Here is a 16,972-nt window from a genome sequence, read left to right as displayed (position 1 = left end):
CAATCGTGCGGGTCTTCCGCGCGAGGGAACGGAGTACGCAATGGCGCGAGTCATCAATGGAGCAGCAGAGCTGGAGCAGCTGGTCGGCCAGGAGCTGGGTGCCAGCGAATGGGTCCAGATCGACCAGGAGCGGGTCAACCTCTTCGCGGATGCGACGGGCGACCACCAGTGGATCCACATCGACGAGGAGAAGGCCAAGGACGGCCCCTTCGGCGCGACGATCGCACACGGGTTCCTCACGCTGAGCCTGCTGCCGATGCTGGGTGCGCAGGTCACCGACGTGACCGGTATGAAGATGAAGATCAACTACGGCCTGAACAAGGTGCGCTTCCCCAACCCGGTGAAGGTGGGGTCGAAGGTCCGCGACGTGGTGAGCCTCAAGGAGGTCACGCGGAAGGACTCCGGCATCCAGGTCGTCATGAACCACGTCCTCGAGATCGAGGGGCAGGATCGCCCGGCCGCGATCGTGGAGGCCGTCACGCTGATGGTCGAAGAGGGCTGAGACGGAAGAGCAGGCAGGAAGAACGAGCATGGCACACACGAACCCGTATCCCGTGACTGAAGGCGTCGACGAGGAGACGCTGCAGGAGATCCTCGCGACCGTCCGCGCTTACGTGCGCGAGAAGGTCGTCCCGCGCGAGCTGGAGATCGAGGACACGGACGAGATCCCGCAGGTCGTCCGCGAAGAATCGGCGGAGATGGGCCTCTTCGGCTGGGCCATCCCGGAGGAGTTCGGCGGGCTGGGGCTCAACGCGCGCCAGGACGCACTCCTGTCGTTCGAGCTGGGCTACACCACACCGTCCTACCGCTCCCTGTTCGGCACGAACAACGGGATCGCAGGTCAGGTGCTGGTCAACTACGGCACCGATGAGCAGAAGCAGGAATGGCTGCCGAAGATCGCCTCCGGCGAGGCCATCGCCTCCTTCGCCCTCACGGAGGCGGATGCGGGTTCGGACCCGTCAGGTCTGACGACGAAGGCCGTCAGGGACGGCGACGACTACGTCATCAACGGCGCGAAGCGCTTCATCACGAATGCCGCGATGTCCGACGTCCTGATGGTCTTCGCGCGCACCGATCCGAACGCCCAGGGCTCGAAGGGCATCTCCGTCTTCCTCGTCCCGACCACGACCGACGGCGTCACAGTCGGTCCCAAGGACAAGAAGATGGGACAGGCCGGTGCCTGGACCTCGGAGATCTTCTTCGACGATGTCCGCGTCCCGTCCGCCTCGCTGGTGGGCGGTGAGGAGGAAGTGGGCTTCAAGGCCGCCATGGCCTCGCTCAACAAGGGCCGGCTCCACATCGGCGCGATCTGCGTCGGGCAGGCGACCCGCATCCTCGACGAGACCATCGAGCACGCGAAGAACGCCCAGCAGGGCGGTCGCCCCATCGCGGACTTCCAGTTGGTGCAGGCCATGCTCGCGGACATGTACGCGGATCTGCAGTCCGCCCGTGCGCTCGTGCTCGACTCCGCGCGGCGCTGGGACGAGGGAACCGACCGCAAGCTCGGGCCGTCGTCCTCCAAGCTCGTCGCATCGGAGATGCTCGGCCGCGTTGCTGACCTGGGCGTCCAGGTCCACGGCGGCATGGGCTACATGCGCGAGACCAGCGTGGAGCGCTTCTACCGCCACGCCCGCCTCTTCCGGATCTACGAGGGCACCTCGGAGATCCAGAAGCTCGTCATCGCCCGTCAGCTGCTCAAGGGCGCGCACAAGCAGAAGTGACGGCACCCCGCACACATCCTCAGAAGGAGACACACATGGCACTTCTCGAAGGCCGCACGGCCGTCATCACCGGAGCCGCCCAGGGGCTGGGCCTCGCGATCGCAGAGGCGTTCGTCGCTGAAGGCGCGAACGTCGTCCTGGGCGATCTCAACGAGGACGCGGTCGTCGAGGCCGCGAAGGGCCTCGGCGTCGGCGACCGTGCCATCGGCATGGCCTGCAACGTCGTCGAGCTCGAGCAGGTCGACGCGCTCGCCCAGAAGGCCGTCGAGGTCTTCGGCAGCCTCGACGTCATGGTCAACAACGCCGGCATCACGCGTGACGCGACGATGCGGAAGATGACCGAGGAACAGTTCGACCAGGTCATCGCCGTGCACCTGCGCGGCACCTGGAACGGGCTGAAGTCCGCATCGGGCATCATGCGCGAGCAGGAGAAGGGCGGCTCGATCATCAACGTGTCGTCGATCTCCGGCAAGGTCGGCATGCTCGGACAGACGAACTACTCCGCGGCGAAGGCCGGCATCGTCGGCATGACGAAGGCCGCCGCGAAGGAGGTCGGCTTCAAGAACGTCCGCGTCAACGCGATCCAGCCGGGCTTCATCAAGACGGCGATGACTGCGGCCATGCGCCAGGACGTCATCGACTCGAAGCTCGCGGAGATCCCGATGGGCCGTGCGGGCGAACCCTCCGAGGTCGCCTCCGTCGTCGTGTTCCTCGCGTCCGACATGTCCTCGTACATGTCGGGCACCGTCCAGGAGATCGCGGGCGGCCGCCACATCTGATCGGCGCTCTCCCCGGAGATCGCTGTGGACACCGGCTCTCACCGGACCGATGATGAAGGACATCAGCCGGTCTGCTGGGAGCCGGTGTCGTCTGCATACGGAGGTGAGTGCCGTGGCCGAGGTGTCCGAAGGAATCCGCGAGGCCATGGCCCGCCGTGTGCGCACGGACTTCCTGCCGCCGGACGTGCACCGCGGTGCGGGGGAGGACCGCCCACTCCCGATCGGCCACGGCCAGACGAACTCGCAGCCCAGTACCGTCGCCGTCATGCTGGCGCTGCTCGAGGTGCGGACCGGTCACCGGGTCCTCGACGTGGGCTCCGGCTCCGGCTGGACGACGGCGGTGCTCGGCGACCTGGTCGGGCCTGACGGCTCCGTGACGGGCGTCGAGCGCGTCCCCGCACTCGTGGACAGGTCCCGGCTCGCGCTCGCCGCGCAGCAGTCCTCCGGCGGGCCGATGACCTGGGTGGAGATCCGACAGGCGACCGAAGGCGTCCTCGGTGTCCCGGACCTCGGGCCGTTCGAGCGGATCCTGGTCTCTGCAGAGGCCGCCGAGGTCCCCTCGCCTCTGCTCGGCCAGCTCACTCCCGCTGGGGTGATGGTCGTCCCCGTGCGCGGAGAGATGCTGCGCATTCGGCGCACAGGGCCGCGTCCGGAGGACCACGCGATCACCCGGCACGGCTCCTTCCGCTTCGTCCCACTCATCGAGGACTGACACCGGCACCTCGGCCGCCCGGGGCACGGACCACACCGGAACCGATAGGATTCCGGACAGCAGTGCAGGTGATCGCGGCGGTTGTTCGGGGAGGAGGCTGTCCTGTGGACCCGAGCGGAATTCTCGTGTGGATCCAGTCCGTCTTCCCTGCGTGGATCGCAGTCGCGCTCCTCGTCATCGACTTCTGCGTCCGCGTGGTCGCGCTCGGCACGATCCCGTATCGCAGGAAGCCGTCCGTCGCGCTCGGCTGGCTGATCCTCATCTTCATGATCCCCTTCGGCGGGATCCTCGTCTTCTTGGTCTTCGGCTCGCCGAAGCTGCCCGTGCGACGGCGGGAGAAGCAGCACGAGATCAACCAGCGGGTGAAGGCGGCGACCGGACATCAGGCGATCATCGGGACGTCGGATCACCTGATCGAGCCCCTCAGCACCGCCGCTCAGCTCAACTACGAGCTGGGTGCCCTGCCGATGGTGCACGGCAACGACTTCGAGCTGATCACCGATTCCGTGCACTGCATGGAGCGGATGACGGAGCAGATCGAGACAGCGCAGCACTACATCCACTTCGAGTTCTACATCGTCGCGCTCGATGACACGACGCGACCGCTGCTCGACTCGCTCATCGCCGCGCATCGCCGGGGAGTGGCGGTGCGGGTCCTCATCGACCACGTGGGCTCGATCGGCTACCCGGGGTACCGGAAGCTCGTGCGGACGCTCGACGACGCGGGGCTCATGTGGCGCCGCAGCCTCCCGATCCGCCCCTGGAGGGGCGAGTACCAGCGCCCGGACCTGCGGAACCACCGGAAGATCCTCGTCGTCGACGGGCAGACGGCCTTCACAGGCTCGCAGAACGTCATCCACCCCTCGTACAACAAGCGGAAGAACGTGAAGCGCGGGCTCATGTGGAAGGACCTCATGGTGCGGTGCACGGGTCCGATCGTCGACGAGCTGGACGCGGTGTTCGCCTCCGACTGGTATTCGGAGACGGACGACGCGCTGCTCGGCGAGTTCGACGAGGAGCTCGACGCACCGCCCGATTCGACCGGGATCATGGCGCAGGTCGTGCCGTCCGGCCCGGGCTTCGAGCAGGAGAACAACCTCCAGCTGTTCACCCACATCATCTACAACGCGAACCGCTCGGTCGTGATCTCGTCACCGTACTTCGTGCCGGACAACGCTCTGCTGACCGCTCTCAAGACGGAATCGCAGTCCGGGGTCGACGTGCGCCTGTACGTGGGTGCGACGAGCGACCACTGGATCACGGGGAAGGCGCAGGAGTCGTACTACGACGAGCTCGTCGAGGCCGGGGTGACGATCTACCAGTACCACTCGCCGACCGTGCTCCACTCGAAGTTCATCCTGGTCGATGACGAGGTGACGGTCATCGGATCCTCGAACATGGACGAGCGGTCGTTCGCGATGAACCACGAGGTCTCCCTCTTCATCGTCGACGAGGAGTTCACGCAACGGATGTACGCGCTGGAGCGCGACGACTACCAGCTCCACTCCGTCCCGCTCGATGCGGAGACGTGGCGGTCGCGCTCGTGGGTCCGCAAGTACGTGGAGAACGTGTGCCGGCTGGGCTCGTCACTGCTGTGAGCCCAGCACTGCATTGATCTCCGCTTGGAGCTCTGCTCTGAGAACCGCCGAGGCCGCCCGGAGATGACGGAGGCGCGCACCGTCGCAGGTGCGCGCCTCCGATCCACCGACTCAGACGGTCGGCGCGGGACCTTCGGCTTCGGGGTCGGTCGACGGGTCGGAGACGACGTCCGGATCCGCGCCGTCGACGGGCACCTCGTCGGCGTCGCCGTGTGTGAGGTCGGAGATCTTCTCCCGGCCTGCGGACACCGCGTCGGCGGCGGCCGACTGCACACCGGCTGCGACCTCCGGGGCCTTCTCGCGGACCGTGTCACCGGCCTTCTGGAACTGCTCCTGCACACGAGGATCCGACCACAGCTGGTCGACCTGTGCGCGCAGCTTCTCGTAGCTTGAGCGTCCCGAGTATGAGCCGAGCACGAATCCCACACCCAGGCCTGCCAGCAGAATCAATCGCTTCTTCACGCGTACCTCCCGATGGTCGTGCAGTTCACGATGAGTCTATCCCCCCACGTGACCAGCGCCATAGTGCGCGCCGTGCAGTGCCGGATGATCCGCTGTGCACTCCTCTCACTACGATGAAGCGGTGACCTCACATTCCACCGCATCCGACCGGACCGTCCTCGCAGTGGACATCGGGACCAGTCACATCAAGGCAGCGCTGATCGGCGCTGATGGGCGGATCAGAGCAGAGGCTCAGGCTCCTCTGACGACCGACCGCGGGCCCCACGGTGCGATGCGGCAGCACGTCGAGGAATGGCACGGCGCGCTGGGCGAGGTGATCGCCGCGTGCTGCGGCACGGCCTCATCGGCGTCGCAGCCCCCCGCCGCGATCACGCTCACCGGGCAGATGCAGGACCTCATCCTGGTCGATGAGCATGGCGATCCCACCCATCCAGTCGTCCTCTACTCGGACACGAGTGCCGCGCCCGAGCTCGTGGAACTGCTCGCGGCGAACCCCGCGTGGGCACCCGGCATCGCTGTCGCACCGGCCCCGGACCTCGACTCCGTCCCGCCCAAGCTCCTCCGCGTGGTGCGCACGGAGCCGGCCGCCGTCGCAGCGGCGTCCACAGCCCACTTCTCCGCGGCGGGGTGGGCGGCGCACGTCCTGTGCGGCGCCCACGTGTGCGACCGCGTCACCGCGAGCACGACCTCGGCGTACGACCCGCGCGCGGATGCGTGGATCGCTCTGCGGACGGCCGAGGACCAGCCCCTCGTTCCGTCGCACCTGGCGCTGCCTGAGCTCGTGGATCCCGGGGCGGTGGGACACGTGTCGCCCGAGGCCGCACGCATGTTCGACGTCCCCGCGGGGACGCCCGTCGTCATGGCTCTGGGCGACGCCGGATCCGCGACGGACGGGATGGTCGGCAGTGAGCCCGGAAGCGTGTACCTGCACCTCGGGACGACCGGCTGGGTCGCCTACATCGATCCGGAGCCCGCCGGTGACCTCCTGCGGCCCGCGGAGACCGGCGAACCGGTGGACCGCCATCAGCTCGCGCATCCCGCCGGGCATCTGGTGATCGCGCGGCTGCCGGAGGCGGGGGAGGCACTCGAGCATGCTCGCCGCGTCCTGCTCGGCACCACCGCACCGCATTCGGCGGCGGCCCACGACATCGCCGAGGCCGCACTCACCCGGGCCCTCGGATCCGCTGCCAGCGGCGATGCCGGGCTCGCTCGCGCGCAGGCCTACGCCGAGGCGGTCGCAGCCATGGCCGCGGAGGTCGCCGACCTGCTCGATCACCTGGATGCGAGGCCGTCGCGTCTGCCCGCGACCGGGGGAGTGGTGCGCTCGCCGGGGGTCCGCCGGATCCTCGAAGAGGCCGTGGGCGTCCCGCTCGATCTCATCCCCGACGTCGAAGCCGGGCTGGTCTCCTGCGCACGCACCGCGTTCGACGCGCTCGGCATCCGCCACAGCGTCGTGCCGCTGGTCCGTCGAGAGGTCACGGCTCAGTCGAAAGGTCACGGCGACCTCGGCGGCACCGACAACGGCTGACACGGCCCGGGAGGCGACCCGGAACGACCGGCAGCGCTCCCGGGCGGCGACCGGGGACACGCTGAAGGCCCAGGCGGCGGGGACGCACCGACCCCTGAGGGGGATGCGGACCCGACGCCCGGGCCTTCAAGACTGAACAAGTGTAGGAAGGACCGTCTCTCACTTCAAGCCGACGACGGCCCTGCCCACCGCCGAATCACAGGAGATTCGGCACGTCACTCACTTGCGTGCGTTGACCGCGTCGGTTGCCTGGGGGAGGACCTGGAACAGGTCGCCCACGACACCGAAGTCGGCGAGCTCGAAGATCGGTGCTTCGTCGTCCTTGTTGATGGCGACGATGTTCTTCGAGGTCTGCATGCCGGCGCGGTGCTGGATCGCACCGGAGATGCCGGCCGCCACGTAGAGCTGCGGCGACACGGCCTTGCCCGTCTGGCCCACCTGGTGGGAGTGCGGGTACCAGCCGGCGTCCACCGCGGCGCGGGATGCGCCCACAGCGGCACCGAGCGAATCGGCGAGTGCCTCGACGGCTGCGAAATCGCCGCCGGTGCCGCGTCCGCCGGACACGACGATCGCGGCTTCGGTGAGGTTCGGGCGGCCGGAGGCGGCCTTCTCCTCGACCTTGACGATGCGAGCGGTCTTCGCGGCGTCGGTCGGTGCGAACGACACGGCTTCGACGGTGCCGGCGGCCGCAGCGGGCTCCGGAGCAGTCGAGTTGGGCTTCACGGCGATGAACGGAACGCCCTGCGCCACCTTGCTGGTGACGTTGTAGGACGCGGCGAACACCTGCTGCGAGGCGGAGCCGTCCGCAGCGACGTCGACGGCATCGGTGATGATGCCGGAACCGGTCTTGATCGCCGCGCGGGCGGCGACCTCGCGGTCCTCCGCACCTGCGGTCACGATGACCGCGGCCGGCTGGCGCTCCTGCACGAGGGCTGCGAGCAGCTCTGCGTGTGCGGCGACGAGGTACTCCCCGTATGCCGGATCGGAGGCCACGAGGACCTTCTCCGCGCCGTGCTCACCCAGTGTGGTGGCCGCGGCCTCGCCGGCAGCGGCGTCGCCGACGAAGACGGCGACGGGTGTGCCGATGCGGCGGGCGAATGCGAGCAGTTCGAGCGTGGACTTCCGGACCTTGCCGTCCGCGTGGTCGACGAGAACGAGAACTTCAGACATAGTGCGCTTCTCTTCCTTCGCGTATGTGGTCGATGGTGGGCGGACGGCTCAGACGAGCTTCTTGGATGCGAGCCAGTCGACGAGCTTCTGCCCGCCGTCGCCCTCATCCGTGACGACCTCACCGGCGGTGCGGCCGGGGGCCGGTGCCAGTTCGATGATCTGCGTGAGCGCACCCGCGCCGCCGGCGGAGGCATCGAGGCCCAGGTCGCCCAGGTCGTACTGCGCGACAGGCTTCTTCTTCGCCTTCATGATCCCCTTGAAGGAGGGGTAGCGGGGCTCGTTGATCTGGTCCGTGACGGACACGAGCGCCGGCAGGGCCACCTCGACGTACTGCGAAGCGGTGTCGCCGTCACGGCGGATGGTCGCGGTGGTGTCCGTGACCTCGAGCGAGGAGCCCTGGGTCGCAGCGGGGCGGCCCAGCAGCTCCGCCACCATGGCGGGCACGACGGACATCTGGCCGTCGGTGGAGGCCAGGCCCGTGATGATGAGGTCGATGGGGCCCTCGTCCTCCTCGACCTTCTTGACGGTCGCGGCGAGGATCTTGGCGGTGCCCACGGCGTCGGCGCCGGAGATGGCGTCGTCGTTCACGTGCACGCCCTTGTCGGCGCCCATCTGCAGGGCCTTCCGCACGGCGTCCTTGGCATCGTCGGGGCCGACGGTGACCGCGATGGTCTCCGAGCCCTTGTCCTTGTCGGTGAGGTTCAGGGCCTCTTCGATGGCGTATTCATCGAGCTCGGACAGCAGGCCGTCGGTCTCACGATCGACGGTGTTGTCCGATTCGAAGGAGCGGTCGCCGGCGGCGTCCGGGACGTACTTGACAAAAGTGACAATCCGCATAGGGGTGATAAATCCTTCCTGGGAACCGCGTTTCCCCTTCCACGGCGCTGTGGCGCACCGCACTTCCGGGTCGGTCCCCTTACGTTATCAACTGTTCAGGACACCGGAGTCGGAGAGTCTTCCCAGCTCCGTCTGTGTGAGGCCCAGCTTCTCGCTGAGCACCTCGTGGGTCGCTTCGCCCAGGACCGTGGGCTGCTCGCCGGAGAGGTACTCCCCGTCGAACCTGATGGGGTTCGCGCCGACGAGCATGTCGCCCAGCTGCTCGGATGCCAGGCCCCGGATCACTCCGGCCCCAGCACCGTCCGCACCGCTGGCTGTGGAACCGCCCGCGCCCGAGGTCCCGGCCGCCTCGCGGGCGACCTCCCCGATGCTGCGGTACGGAGCCCACAGGACGCCGGAGCCGGTCAGCTCCGCGGTCACCTGGTCGAGCGTCCGCGCGGCGAACCACGGCTTGAAGAGCGCTTCGAGCGTCTCCCGCTGCGCGTACCGGGCCTCCTCCTGCGACAGGTCGATGCCCAGCGCGGTCTGGAGGGCCTCGACGACGGCGGTCATGCCCGTCGACTCGACGAGCGCCTGCCACTGCCGCCGGGTGATCGCGGTGATCATGACGGAGCGGTGATCGGACGTGGTGAAGTCCGTGCCGAAGGTGCCGAAGATGTGGTTGCCGTGCTTCTCGCGCTCACCGGCGGGCTGGAGCGCCTCCGTGTACCAGCCCAGATTGGCGACGGCGGACAGGGCGATGTCCTTGAGCGCGATCTCCGCGTAGGTGCCCTGCCCGGTCGTCGACCGCTGGAGGAGGCCGGAGACGACAGCCGTGACCGCGGCCTGTCCGCACAGCAGATCCCATGCGGGCAGCGCGTGGTTGGCGGGCCTCGGCGACTCCGCCGGTCCGGTGATGCCGGGGATGCCGGTCTCCGCGTTGACGGTGTAGTCGACGCCCGGCCCGCCGTCGGCGGAGCCCTGCACCTTCACGTGGATGAGGTCGTCGCGCTTGGCGCGCAGCACGTCGTCCGTGAGGAACGAGCGGCCCACGTTGTTCGTGATGAAGATGCCGGTCTTCGCGGGATCCTCACCGGTCGCGGTGATGAGCGACTGCGCGAGCTCCTGACCCTCCTCGCTGCGGAGGTCGATCGCCACGGAGCGCTTCCCCCGGTTGAGGGTGCCCCAGTAGATCGACCTCCCCTCCGCCGTGATCGGCCAGCGGTCGATGTCCGGTCCGCCTTTGAGTGGATCGATCTTGATGATCTCCGCGCCCATCTGGCTCAGCGCCAGGCACGCGGACGGTGCGGCGACGAAGGAATCGTTCTCGACGACGGTGAAGCCGGAGAGAGGCTGCGTCATGCTCAGGCCTCCACGCGCTCGAAGATCGCGGCGAGGCCCTGGCCACCGCCGATGCACATGGTCTCGAGGCCGTAGCGGGCACCGCGGCGGTCCATCTCGCGTGCGAGCGTCGTGAGGATGCGCACGCCGGTCGCGCCGACGGGGTGGCCCAGCGAGATGCCGGAGCCGTGGACGTTCGTGCGCTCGAAGTCGGAATCGCCGAAGCCCCACTCACGGGTGACGGCCAGCGCCTGCGCGGCGAACGCCTCGTTGAGCTCGATGAGGTCGATGTCCTTGATCCCCAGTCCGGCGCGGTCCAGGGCGACCTTGGTCGCGGGGACCGGGCCGATGCCCATCGTGCGCGGAGGAACGCCGGCCACACCCCAGCTGACGATGCGGACGAGCGGCTTGAGGCCCAGCTCGTCGGCCTTCGCGCGGGTCGTGACGATCGTGGCGGCGGCACCGTCGTTCTGGCCGGAGGCGTTGCCCGCGGTGACGGTGGAGTTCTCATCGATCTTCGCGCGCATGGCCTTGAGCTTGCCCAGCGATTCGAGGCTGGCGCTCGGACGGATGTGCTCGTCGAGCGTGATCTGCTGCTCCGGCTGCTTGCGCGTCGCGGGGATCGTGATCGGGACGATCTCCTCGGCGAACACGCCGCTGTCCGTCGCGGCGGACGCACGGCGGTGCGACTCGACGGCGAGGCGGTCCTGCTCCTCACGGCTGATCGAGTACTCCTCGCGGAGGTTCTCCGCGGTCTCGATCATGCCGCCGGGGACCGGGTGGTTCTTGCCGCCGGCCGTGAGGCGGCCGCGGACCAGTCCGTCCTTGAGCTCGACGTTGCCGCCGCGGATGCCCCAGCGGATGTCCTCGTTGAAGAACGGAGCGCGGGACATCGATTCGGCGCCGCCCGCGACGACGACCTGGGCGCCGCCGGTGGCGATCGCGCCCATGCCGTCGATGACGGCCTGCAGGCCGGAGCCGCAGCGGCGGTCGACCTGGCGACCGGGGACGGTCACCGGCAGGCCGGAGTCCAGGGCGACGACGCGGCCGATGGCCGGGGCCTCCATGTGCGGGTAGCACTGGCCGAAGATGACGTCGTCGATGACCTCGGGGTCGATGCCGGTCTTCTCGATGAGGGCGGTGAGGACCTGACGGCCGAGCTCCTCGGGGGCGATGTCCTTGAACTGTCCGCCGAAGGCGCCCACGGGCGAACGCAGCGGTTCGCAGATGACGATGTCGTTCGCGGATGCGGGTGTCTGTGTCACGGTGACTCCTCGTTGGGTTGTGATCGGTGTTCTGCGTGCGGTGTGTGGTCGGTGGTCAGGTCCGGGTCGCGGTGGGGACGGCGGCCTCGGCGGCGGCGATGACTTCGCGGAGCGCGGGCTCGAGCTCGCCCTCGCGGTGCGCCAGGTAGACGGTGATCGGGTCGTGCTCGACGGCGAGCGGCACGGCCACGAGGTGCGGGTCGTGGATGTTCGCCATGACCGAGTCGTACGTGATGGTGATGCCCATCTCCGCAGAGACCAGCGCGCCGACCAGCTGGGTGTCCGGCGCCTCCTGGACGACGCGGGGGCTGAACCCGGCGGCGTAGCACCACTGGAGCGTGAGGTCGCGCATCGTGGACCCGGGATCGGCCGGGAGGAGGATGAACGCCTCGTCGCGCAGCTCATCGACGGTGACGGACGATCGGCCGGCCAGGCGGTGGTCGGCGTGGACCGCGACCATCGGGCGCTCGACGATCACCGGACGGCCGACGACTCCCGGCGGCAGCGTCTGCCAGCGGACCAGTGCGAGGTCGAGCGTTCCGTCGTGCAGGCGGGCGATCCCCTCCTCCGTGTACACGTTGCTCTCCAGCTCCACGGTGATGCCGGGCTTGCGGCGGTGCGTCGCGGCGACCATCCGGGAGGCGACGCGGTGGGAGGACAGGGTTCCCAGTCCCAGCCGCACGCGGCCTATGTCTCCCGCGGATGCCATCTGCACGGACTGCTCCGCGGTCTCCGCGGCTTCGAGCAGCGCGCGGGCCGGGCCCAGCAGTGCGGTGCCGGCGGGTGCGAGGGCGACCTGTCGGGTCGTGCGGTGGAAGAGTTCGGTGCCCAGTTCATGCTCGAACTGGCGGATCGCACGACTGAGCGGCGGCTGCGCGATGCCCAGTCGTTCTGCCGCACGTCCGAAGTGCAGTTCCTCTGCGACGGCGAGGAACGCACGTACCTGCTGGAGCTCCATAGGGCGATTATGCCACGATTCATGCCCGCGTGGTAAGTATCACCACTGGATTCCTCGTCGAAACTGACTTAATCTAACGGGGTCACAGTTGACTGATGAGGGGTGGAAGAACACATGGCGAAGGACAAGGTCCTGCCGCTGCCGGAAGCGATTGCAGCGCTGGTGCGCGACGGCGACACCATCGCACTCGAGGGGTTCAGCCACCTCATCCCGTTCGCCGCAGGCCACGAGATCATCCGGCAGAAGCGCCGCGGTCTGACGTTCTGCCGCATGACGCCGGATCTCATCGCGGACATGATGATCGCGGCCGGGTGCGTCGATCGGCTGATCTGCTCGTTCTTCGCGTCCGGATCCGCGGGCAGCCTCTACGAGATCCGCCGCCGGCTCGAGGACCACGACCCCGCGCCCCTGGCGGTCGAGGAGTACAGCCACCACGCGATGGTCCTGCGCTACCACGCGGGCGCCTCCCGCCTCCCGTTCATCCCGATCCGTTCCTTCGCGGGCTCCGATCTGCCGGCGGTGAACCCGGACATCCGGCTGGTCGACAACCCCTACGGCGAGGGCACGACGTACGTCGTCCCGCCGCTCAATCCCGATGTCACGATCATCCACGCGCAGCGCGCGGATCGCCGCGGCAACGCGCAGATCTGGGGCATCACGGGAGTCCAGCAGGAGGCCGTCTACGCCGCCGAGCGCGTCATCGTGACGGTCGAGGAGATCGTCGATGACGAGGTCATCCGCTCCGACCCCAACCGCACCCTCATCCCGGCCCACGCGGTCGATGCCGTCTGCGTCGTGCCGCGGGGAGCGCACCCGTCCTACGTGCAGGGCTCGTACGACCGGGACAACGCCTTCTACCGGATGTGGCCGAAGATGGCGAAGGATTCTCAGCGCCTGCAGGAGTGGCTCGACGAGCACATCCACGGCACTGCCGACCACGAGGAGTACCTCGCGACGATCGGTGAGGAGCAGCTGGATTCGCTGCGCGTCGCGTCGAAGCCGTCCCAGCCGGTCGACTACGGCAGGCGCCTGACCGCGGCTGCGAACGAAGGAGAAGCGTGATGACGACCGCCCCCGACTACTCCCAGACAGAGCTCATCGTGTGTGCGGCGTCGAAGATGCTGGCCGGCAAGCGCACGGTGTTCGCCGGGATCGGCCTGCCGACACTCGCAGTGGATCTGGCGCACCGCACCCTCAACCGCGACATCGAGCTCATCTACGAATCGGGCGTCGCCGGCGCCCACCCGGAGGCGATGGCCGAGGGCATCGCCGATTCGGTCGTGGTGTCCGGCTCGGAATCCGTCGTGAGCATGCAGGCGCTGTTCGGCTACGTCCTGCAGGGCGGCAACGTCGACGTGGGCTTCCTGGGCGCCGCGCAGATCGACCGCCACGGGTCGCTCAACACGACCGTGATCGGCGACTGGGAGAAGCCCACCGTGCGGCTGCCCGGATCCGGCGGTGCGGCGGACATCATGGCGAACTCGGGCGAGATCTTCGCGATCATCCGTCGCCACGACCACGCGTCGTTCCCCGCGGAAGTGGACTTCGTCACGTCGGCCTCACCCGTCGCGGCGGCGGAGTCCGGCGACGGCATCCAGCCGCAGGGCCACGGCGTGAGCGTGGTCATCACGCCGCTGGGCGTCCTGCAGCGGGCCGACAAGTTCGGCGAGCTCGTGCTCACGCACACCCACCCCGGCGTCACCGTCGAGCAAGTGCGAGAGGCGACGGGCTGGGACCTGCAGGTCGCCGACGAGGTGCGCCCGACGATGGAGCCCACCGTCGAAGAGGTGCGCCTGCTGCGCGACGAGATCGACACCGTCCGCCTGTACCTCCGCTGACGACCAGCTGCTGGCCCCCCTGACGACCAGCTGCTGACCCCTCTGACGACACGCATCACCACGACCAAGGAGCACCCACGCACATGAGCACTGAAGACCTCCACGAGATCTTCGATCGGCAGGGCAGCGGTCCGCTGTCCGGGATCGTGGTCGCGGACTTCTCCCGCGTGCTCGCGGGCCCCTACGCGACGATGATGCTCGCGGACCTGGGCGCCACCGTCATCAAGGTGGAGGGCCCCGGCGGGGATGACACCCGGCAGTGGAGGCCGCCGGTGCGCGACGAGGACGCGACGTACTACCTGTCGATCAACCGCAACAAGTACGACGTGGTGCTCGACTTCAAGGACGCCGACGACCTGGAGCTCGCGCGTGAGCTGGCGCGCCGCGCGGACGTCGTCGTGGAGAACTTCAAGCCCGGCGGCCTCGTGAAGTTCGGGCTCGACTACGACTCGGTGGCGAAGGACAACCCCGACGTCGTCTACTCGTCGGTGACCGGTTTCGGCCCCTCGAACCCGCAGCCCGGCTACGACCTGCTGGTCCAGGGTCTGTCCGGCTTCATGAGCCTCACGGGTGACGCGGACGGGCCCCCCTTCCGCGCGGGTGTCGCGATCTTCGACGTCATCACCGGCCTGCACACCACGATCGGCATCCTCGCCTCCCTGCAGCATCGGCTCACCACGGGGGAGGGGCAGAAGGTGGACACGAACCTTCTGTCATCCGCGCTGTCCGGGCTGGTCAATCAGACGTCCGGGTACGTCGCCGCGGGCAATGTCCCGCACCGGATGGGCAACGAGCACCCCAGCCTGTACCCGTACCAGCCGATGCCCACGAAGGACGGCGACCTCATCATCGCCTGCGGCAACGACCGTCAGTTCGTGATGCTGGCGAACGGCGTGGGTCGGCCGGAATGGCTCGAGGACGACCGGTTCGCCACCGCGCTGCCCCGCAATGCGCATCGGAAGGACCTCGAGCCGCTGCTCACGGAGGCCCTGTCGCACAAGGACGCGCAGGAATGGTACGAGATCCTCTCCGCCGCCGGCCTGCCGTGCGCCCCCATCAACACGATCGAGCAGGGCGTGCAGCTGGCCGAGTCGATGGGGCTGGATCCCGTCGCCGAGGCCGGATCCGGTGACCGCGTCATCCCCACCGTCCGCAACCCGATCACGATGTCGAAGACGAAGGTCTCCTACGACCTCGCGCCGCCCACTCTGGGGCAGGACTCCGAGCGGGTCCGCGCGTGGCTGAGCACTCCGACGCAGGAGGACTGACCCGGGATGAGTCGACCGCCGGGACGTGGAGACGGGACACCCGGCGACCCTCCGGATGATGCGGGCGGCGGTGCGCCGTCACGGGTGCCGGGGCGCGCGGCGTACGTCGCGCTGCTGGGCACGACCTCGGCCGGCACAGTGGGCGGCACGATCATCAACGCGCCGCTGGACTGGATCAAGGAGGACTTCGGGGCGTCCGACAGCCGCGTCGTCCTGAGCATCGCGGCGTACACCGTCGCGATGGCCGTCTTCGTCCCGCTGGCCGGCTGGCTGTGCGACCGTCTGGGCGCCATCCGCGTCGTCGCGGTGGGGCTGGGCCTGCTGTCCGTCGCCCAGCTCGCCGCAGTCTTCTCGACGAGCCTGGAGATGCTGATCGTGCTGCGCGCCGTCCAGGGGATCGCGTGCGCGACGTTCCCACCGGGCGTGCAGAGGTCCCTGCCCGCGCTGTGGCCCGCCAAGGGCGCCTCCGCGCTGGCTGCGTGGGCGGCCGCGATCGGTGTCGGCCAGGCGATGGGTCCGCCCATCGGCGGTCTCGTCGCCCAGTTCTTCGGCTGGCGCGGCGTCTTCGGCTTCGCCGGGATCTTCTCCGCGATCCTCCTGGTGGCAGTACTCGTGACGGTGCCGCATCTCCCGGGCCGCAGGGTGCCGATCCATGCGCCGGGCGTCGTCGTCCTCATGCTGTCGATCGGGCTGTTCGTCGTGGCCGCCACGATGGTCGGCCAGCGCGTCGCCTGGGGCCCGGATGTGATGGTGGGCCTCGCCGCGCTGGTGAGCGGCGTGATCTTCCTCGTGATCGCGGCGAAGCGGCCGGACAGGCTCCTGCCGCCGAGGTCCCTGCTGGAGCGCAGGTACGCTCGCGCGACTGCGATGGCGGCGACGACGATGTTCATCATGGGGATCGTGCTGTCCTCGTTGCCGCTGTGGATCGCGCAGGAGCTGGGTCTGGGACCCGGCCCGGTCGGAGTGATCGTCTTCGCGATGGCGGCTGCGATGGCGACATCGGCGCGACTGACGTCTGCCCTGCGGACGAAGCTGGGCGGCTGGAGAGCCGCGATCACCTCGCTGGGCGCCCTGATCGCCGTCCCGCTGCTCCTGGGCGTGTGGATGGACTGGGGGCCGGGCACGGCGCTCGTCGGCGTGCAGTCGGTGGGCATCATCATCGCCCTGCTCCTGATGGGCGTCGCGATCAACGCGGGCCAGAGCATCTCCGCCTTCTCCGTGTCGCTGTCGCAGACGGGGAAGAACTCCCTGGCGTTCGGCATGCACAACACGGCGCGCTTCATGGGACTCGCGACGGGCTTCGCCTGGACGGCGCTGCTCTACCCGGTCGGGTCGATGCTGCTGCTGTTCGCCGGTGCCGCGGTCGCGGCCGCTGCGGCGATGTCGCTGGTGGTGTCCGGGGGACCGCTCACGGACCGGTGAGGCGCGTGCCGCCCAGCCAGCCCGTAGCCTGCTGCCTGACCCTCCGGTTCGAGAGCACCGCCGTGGTCTAGAGTGACGTGGAGTCGCTGTTTCT

Annotated in this window: 16 protein-coding genes; 10 read left to right on the top strand and 6 right to left on the bottom strand. The window is 68.9% G+C overall.

The genetic code is table 11. The features are described 5' to 3' along the window. The first annotated feature begins 40 nt into the window (after window positions 1–40). The 5 genes from FM105_RS13610 to cls all read left to right on the top strand — a co-directional run bounded on the left by FM105_RS13610 (window position 41) and on the right by cls (window position 4,810). Window positions 41–502, top strand: a complete 462-nt coding sequence (locus tag FM105_RS13610; protein WP_087009121.1) for a MaoC family dehydratase — start codon at window positions 41–43, stop codon at window positions 500–502. A gap of 28 nt (window positions 503–530) precedes the next feature. After that, on the top strand, window positions 531–1,721 hold the full coding sequence (locus FM105_RS13605) for an acyl-CoA dehydrogenase family protein (protein ID WP_087009119.1): 1,191 nt from the start codon (window positions 531–533) through the stop codon (window positions 1,719–1,721). Between the two features lie 35 nt (window positions 1,722–1,756). Further along, entirely contained in the window at window positions 1,757–2,500 is a 744-nt protein-coding gene (gene fabG / locus FM105_RS13600; RefSeq protein WP_087009117.1) for a 3-oxoacyl-ACP reductase FabG, read from the top strand. A 112-nt stretch (window positions 2,501–2,612) separates the two neighbouring features. Continuing rightward, window positions 2,613–3,212, top strand: a complete 600-nt coding sequence (locus FM105_RS13595; protein WP_256970414.1) for a protein-L-isoaspartate O-methyltransferase family protein — start codon at window positions 2,613–2,615, stop codon at window positions 3,210–3,212. A 104-nt stretch (window positions 3,213–3,316) separates the two neighbouring features. Beyond that, on the top strand, window positions 3,317–4,810 hold the full coding sequence (gene cls / locus FM105_RS13590; RefSeq protein ID WP_087009116.1) for a cardiolipin synthase: 1,494 nt from the start codon (window positions 3,317–3,319) through the stop codon (window positions 4,808–4,810). A gap of 111 nt (window positions 4,811–4,921) precedes the next feature. On the opposite strand, the gene FM105_RS13585 is transcribed toward cls, so the two are convergent. Continuing rightward, on the bottom strand, window positions 4,922–5,272 hold the full coding sequence (locus tag FM105_RS13585) for a hypothetical protein (protein ID WP_087009114.1): 351 nt from the start codon (window positions 5,270–5,272) through the stop codon (window positions 4,922–4,924). A 121-nt stretch (window positions 5,273–5,393) separates the two neighbouring features. Here FM105_RS13585 and FM105_RS13580 point away from each other — a divergent pair, with 121 nt between their 5' ends. Further along, window positions 5,394–6,800, top strand: coding sequence for an FGGY family carbohydrate kinase (locus tag FM105_RS13580; protein ID WP_179207193.1), 1,407 nt, complete (start codon window positions 5,394–5,396; stop codon window positions 6,798–6,800). Between the two features lie 219 nt (window positions 6,801–7,019). Here the strand turns inward: FM105_RS13580 and FM105_RS13575 are convergent, their stop codons facing one another. The 5 genes from FM105_RS13575 to FM105_RS13555 form a co-directional block, all read right to left on the bottom strand. Continuing rightward, the gene (locus tag FM105_RS13575) at window positions 7,020–7,970 is read right to left on the bottom strand and encodes an electron transfer flavoprotein subunit alpha/FixB family protein (RefSeq protein WP_087009111.1); all 951 of its coding nucleotides are present in this window, start codon (window positions 7,968–7,970) and stop codon (window positions 7,020–7,022) included. A gap of 48 nt (window positions 7,971–8,018) precedes the next feature. Beyond that, entirely contained in the window at window positions 8,019–8,807 is a 789-nt protein-coding gene (locus FM105_RS13570; protein WP_087009109.1) for an electron transfer flavoprotein subunit beta/FixA family protein, read from the bottom strand. 87 nt (window positions 8,808–8,894) lie between these two features. Further along, window positions 8,895–10,148, bottom strand: a complete 1,254-nt coding sequence (locus FM105_RS13565) for a CoA transferase (RefSeq protein WP_087009107.1) — start codon at window positions 10,146–10,148, stop codon at window positions 8,895–8,897. Between the two features lie 2 nt (window positions 10,149–10,150). Beyond that, complete coding sequence (locus tag FM105_RS13560) at window positions 10,151–11,392, bottom strand: acetyl-CoA C-acetyltransferase (protein ID WP_087009105.1); 1,242 nt, start codon at window positions 11,390–11,392, stop codon at window positions 10,151–10,153. 55 nt (window positions 11,393–11,447) lie between these two features. Further along, window positions 11,448–12,350 (bottom strand): LysR substrate-binding domain-containing protein, encoded by a 903-nt coding sequence (locus tag FM105_RS13555; protein WP_087009104.1) that lies wholly within the window; start codon window positions 12,348–12,350, stop codon window positions 11,448–11,450. A 114-nt stretch (window positions 12,351–12,464) separates the two neighbouring features. Between FM105_RS13555 and FM105_RS13550 the strand changes: the two genes are divergently transcribed. From FM105_RS13550 to FM105_RS13535, 4 genes are all read left to right on the top strand, one after another. Next, window positions 12,465–13,412, top strand: coding sequence for a CoA transferase subunit A (locus tag FM105_RS13550; RefSeq protein WP_087009102.1), 948 nt, complete (start codon window positions 12,465–12,467; stop codon window positions 13,410–13,412). Further along, complete coding sequence (locus tag FM105_RS13545) at window positions 13,412–14,188, top strand: CoA-transferase subunit beta (RefSeq protein ID WP_087009101.1); 777 nt, start codon at window positions 13,412–13,414, stop codon at window positions 14,186–14,188. The genes FM105_RS13550 and FM105_RS13545 overlap by 1 nt, the downstream gene beginning before the upstream one ends. A gap of 83 nt (window positions 14,189–14,271) precedes the next feature. Continuing rightward, window positions 14,272–15,456 (top strand): CaiB/BaiF CoA transferase family protein, encoded by a 1,185-nt coding sequence (locus FM105_RS13540; protein WP_087009099.1) that lies wholly within the window; start codon window positions 14,272–14,274, stop codon window positions 15,454–15,456. 6 nt (window positions 15,457–15,462) lie between these two features. Continuing rightward, window positions 15,463–16,878: an MFS transporter gene (locus FM105_RS13535; protein ID WP_087009097.1), complete on the top strand. Its 1,416-nt coding sequence runs from the start codon at window positions 15,463–15,465 to the stop codon at window positions 16,876–16,878. The last annotated feature ends 94 nt before the right edge of the window (window positions 16,879–16,972 follow it).

It is taken from the genome of Brevibacterium yomogidense (assembly GCF_900163715.1).
In the GTDB taxonomy this organism is placed as follows: domain Bacteria; phylum Actinomycetota; class Actinomycetes; order Actinomycetales; family Brevibacteriaceae; genus Brevibacterium; species Brevibacterium yomogidense_A.
The sequence above is the reverse complement of the archived record's forward strand: the minus strand, read 5'-3'. Positions and strand labels throughout refer to the sequence as shown.

Coding starts and splice junctions, on each gene's coding strand:
- FM105_RS13605 (WP_087009119.1), top strand. CDS start 531: ATGGCACACACGAACCCGTATCCCGTGACTGAAGGCGTCGACGAGGAG.
- FM105_RS13545 (WP_087009101.1), top strand. CDS start 13,412: ATGACGACCGCCCCCGACTACTCCCAGACAGAGCTCATCGTGTGTGCG.
- FM105_RS13610 (WP_087009121.1), top strand. CDS start 41: ATGGCGCGAGTCATCAATGGAGCAGCAGAGCTGGAGCAGCTGGTCGGC.
- FM105_RS13540 (WP_087009099.1), top strand. CDS start 14,272: ATGAGCACTGAAGACCTCCACGAGATCTTCGATCGGCAGGGCAGCGGT.
- fabG (WP_087009117.1), top strand. CDS start 1,757: ATGGCACTTCTCGAAGGCCGCACGGCCGTCATCACCGGAGCCGCCCAG.
- FM105_RS13565 (WP_087009107.1), bottom strand. CDS start 10,148: ATGACGCAGCCTCTCTCCGGCTTCACCGTCGTCGAGAACGATTCCTTC.
- FM105_RS13555 (WP_087009104.1), bottom strand. CDS start 12,350: ATGGAGCTCCAGCAGGTACGTGCGTTCCTCGCCGTCGCAGAGGAACTG.
- FM105_RS13535 (WP_087009097.1), top strand. CDS start 15,463: ATGAGTCGACCGCCGGGACGTGGAGACGGGACACCCGGCGACCCTCCG.
- FM105_RS13550 (WP_087009102.1), top strand. CDS start 12,465: ATGGCGAAGGACAAGGTCCTGCCGCTGCCGGAAGCGATTGCAGCGCTG.
- FM105_RS13575 (WP_087009111.1), bottom strand. CDS start 7,970: ATGTCTGAAGTTCTCGTTCTCGTCGACCACGCGGACGGCAAGGTCCGG.
- FM105_RS13570 (WP_087009109.1), bottom strand. CDS start 8,807: ATGCGGATTGTCACTTTTGTCAAGTACGTCCCGGACGCCGCCGGCGAC.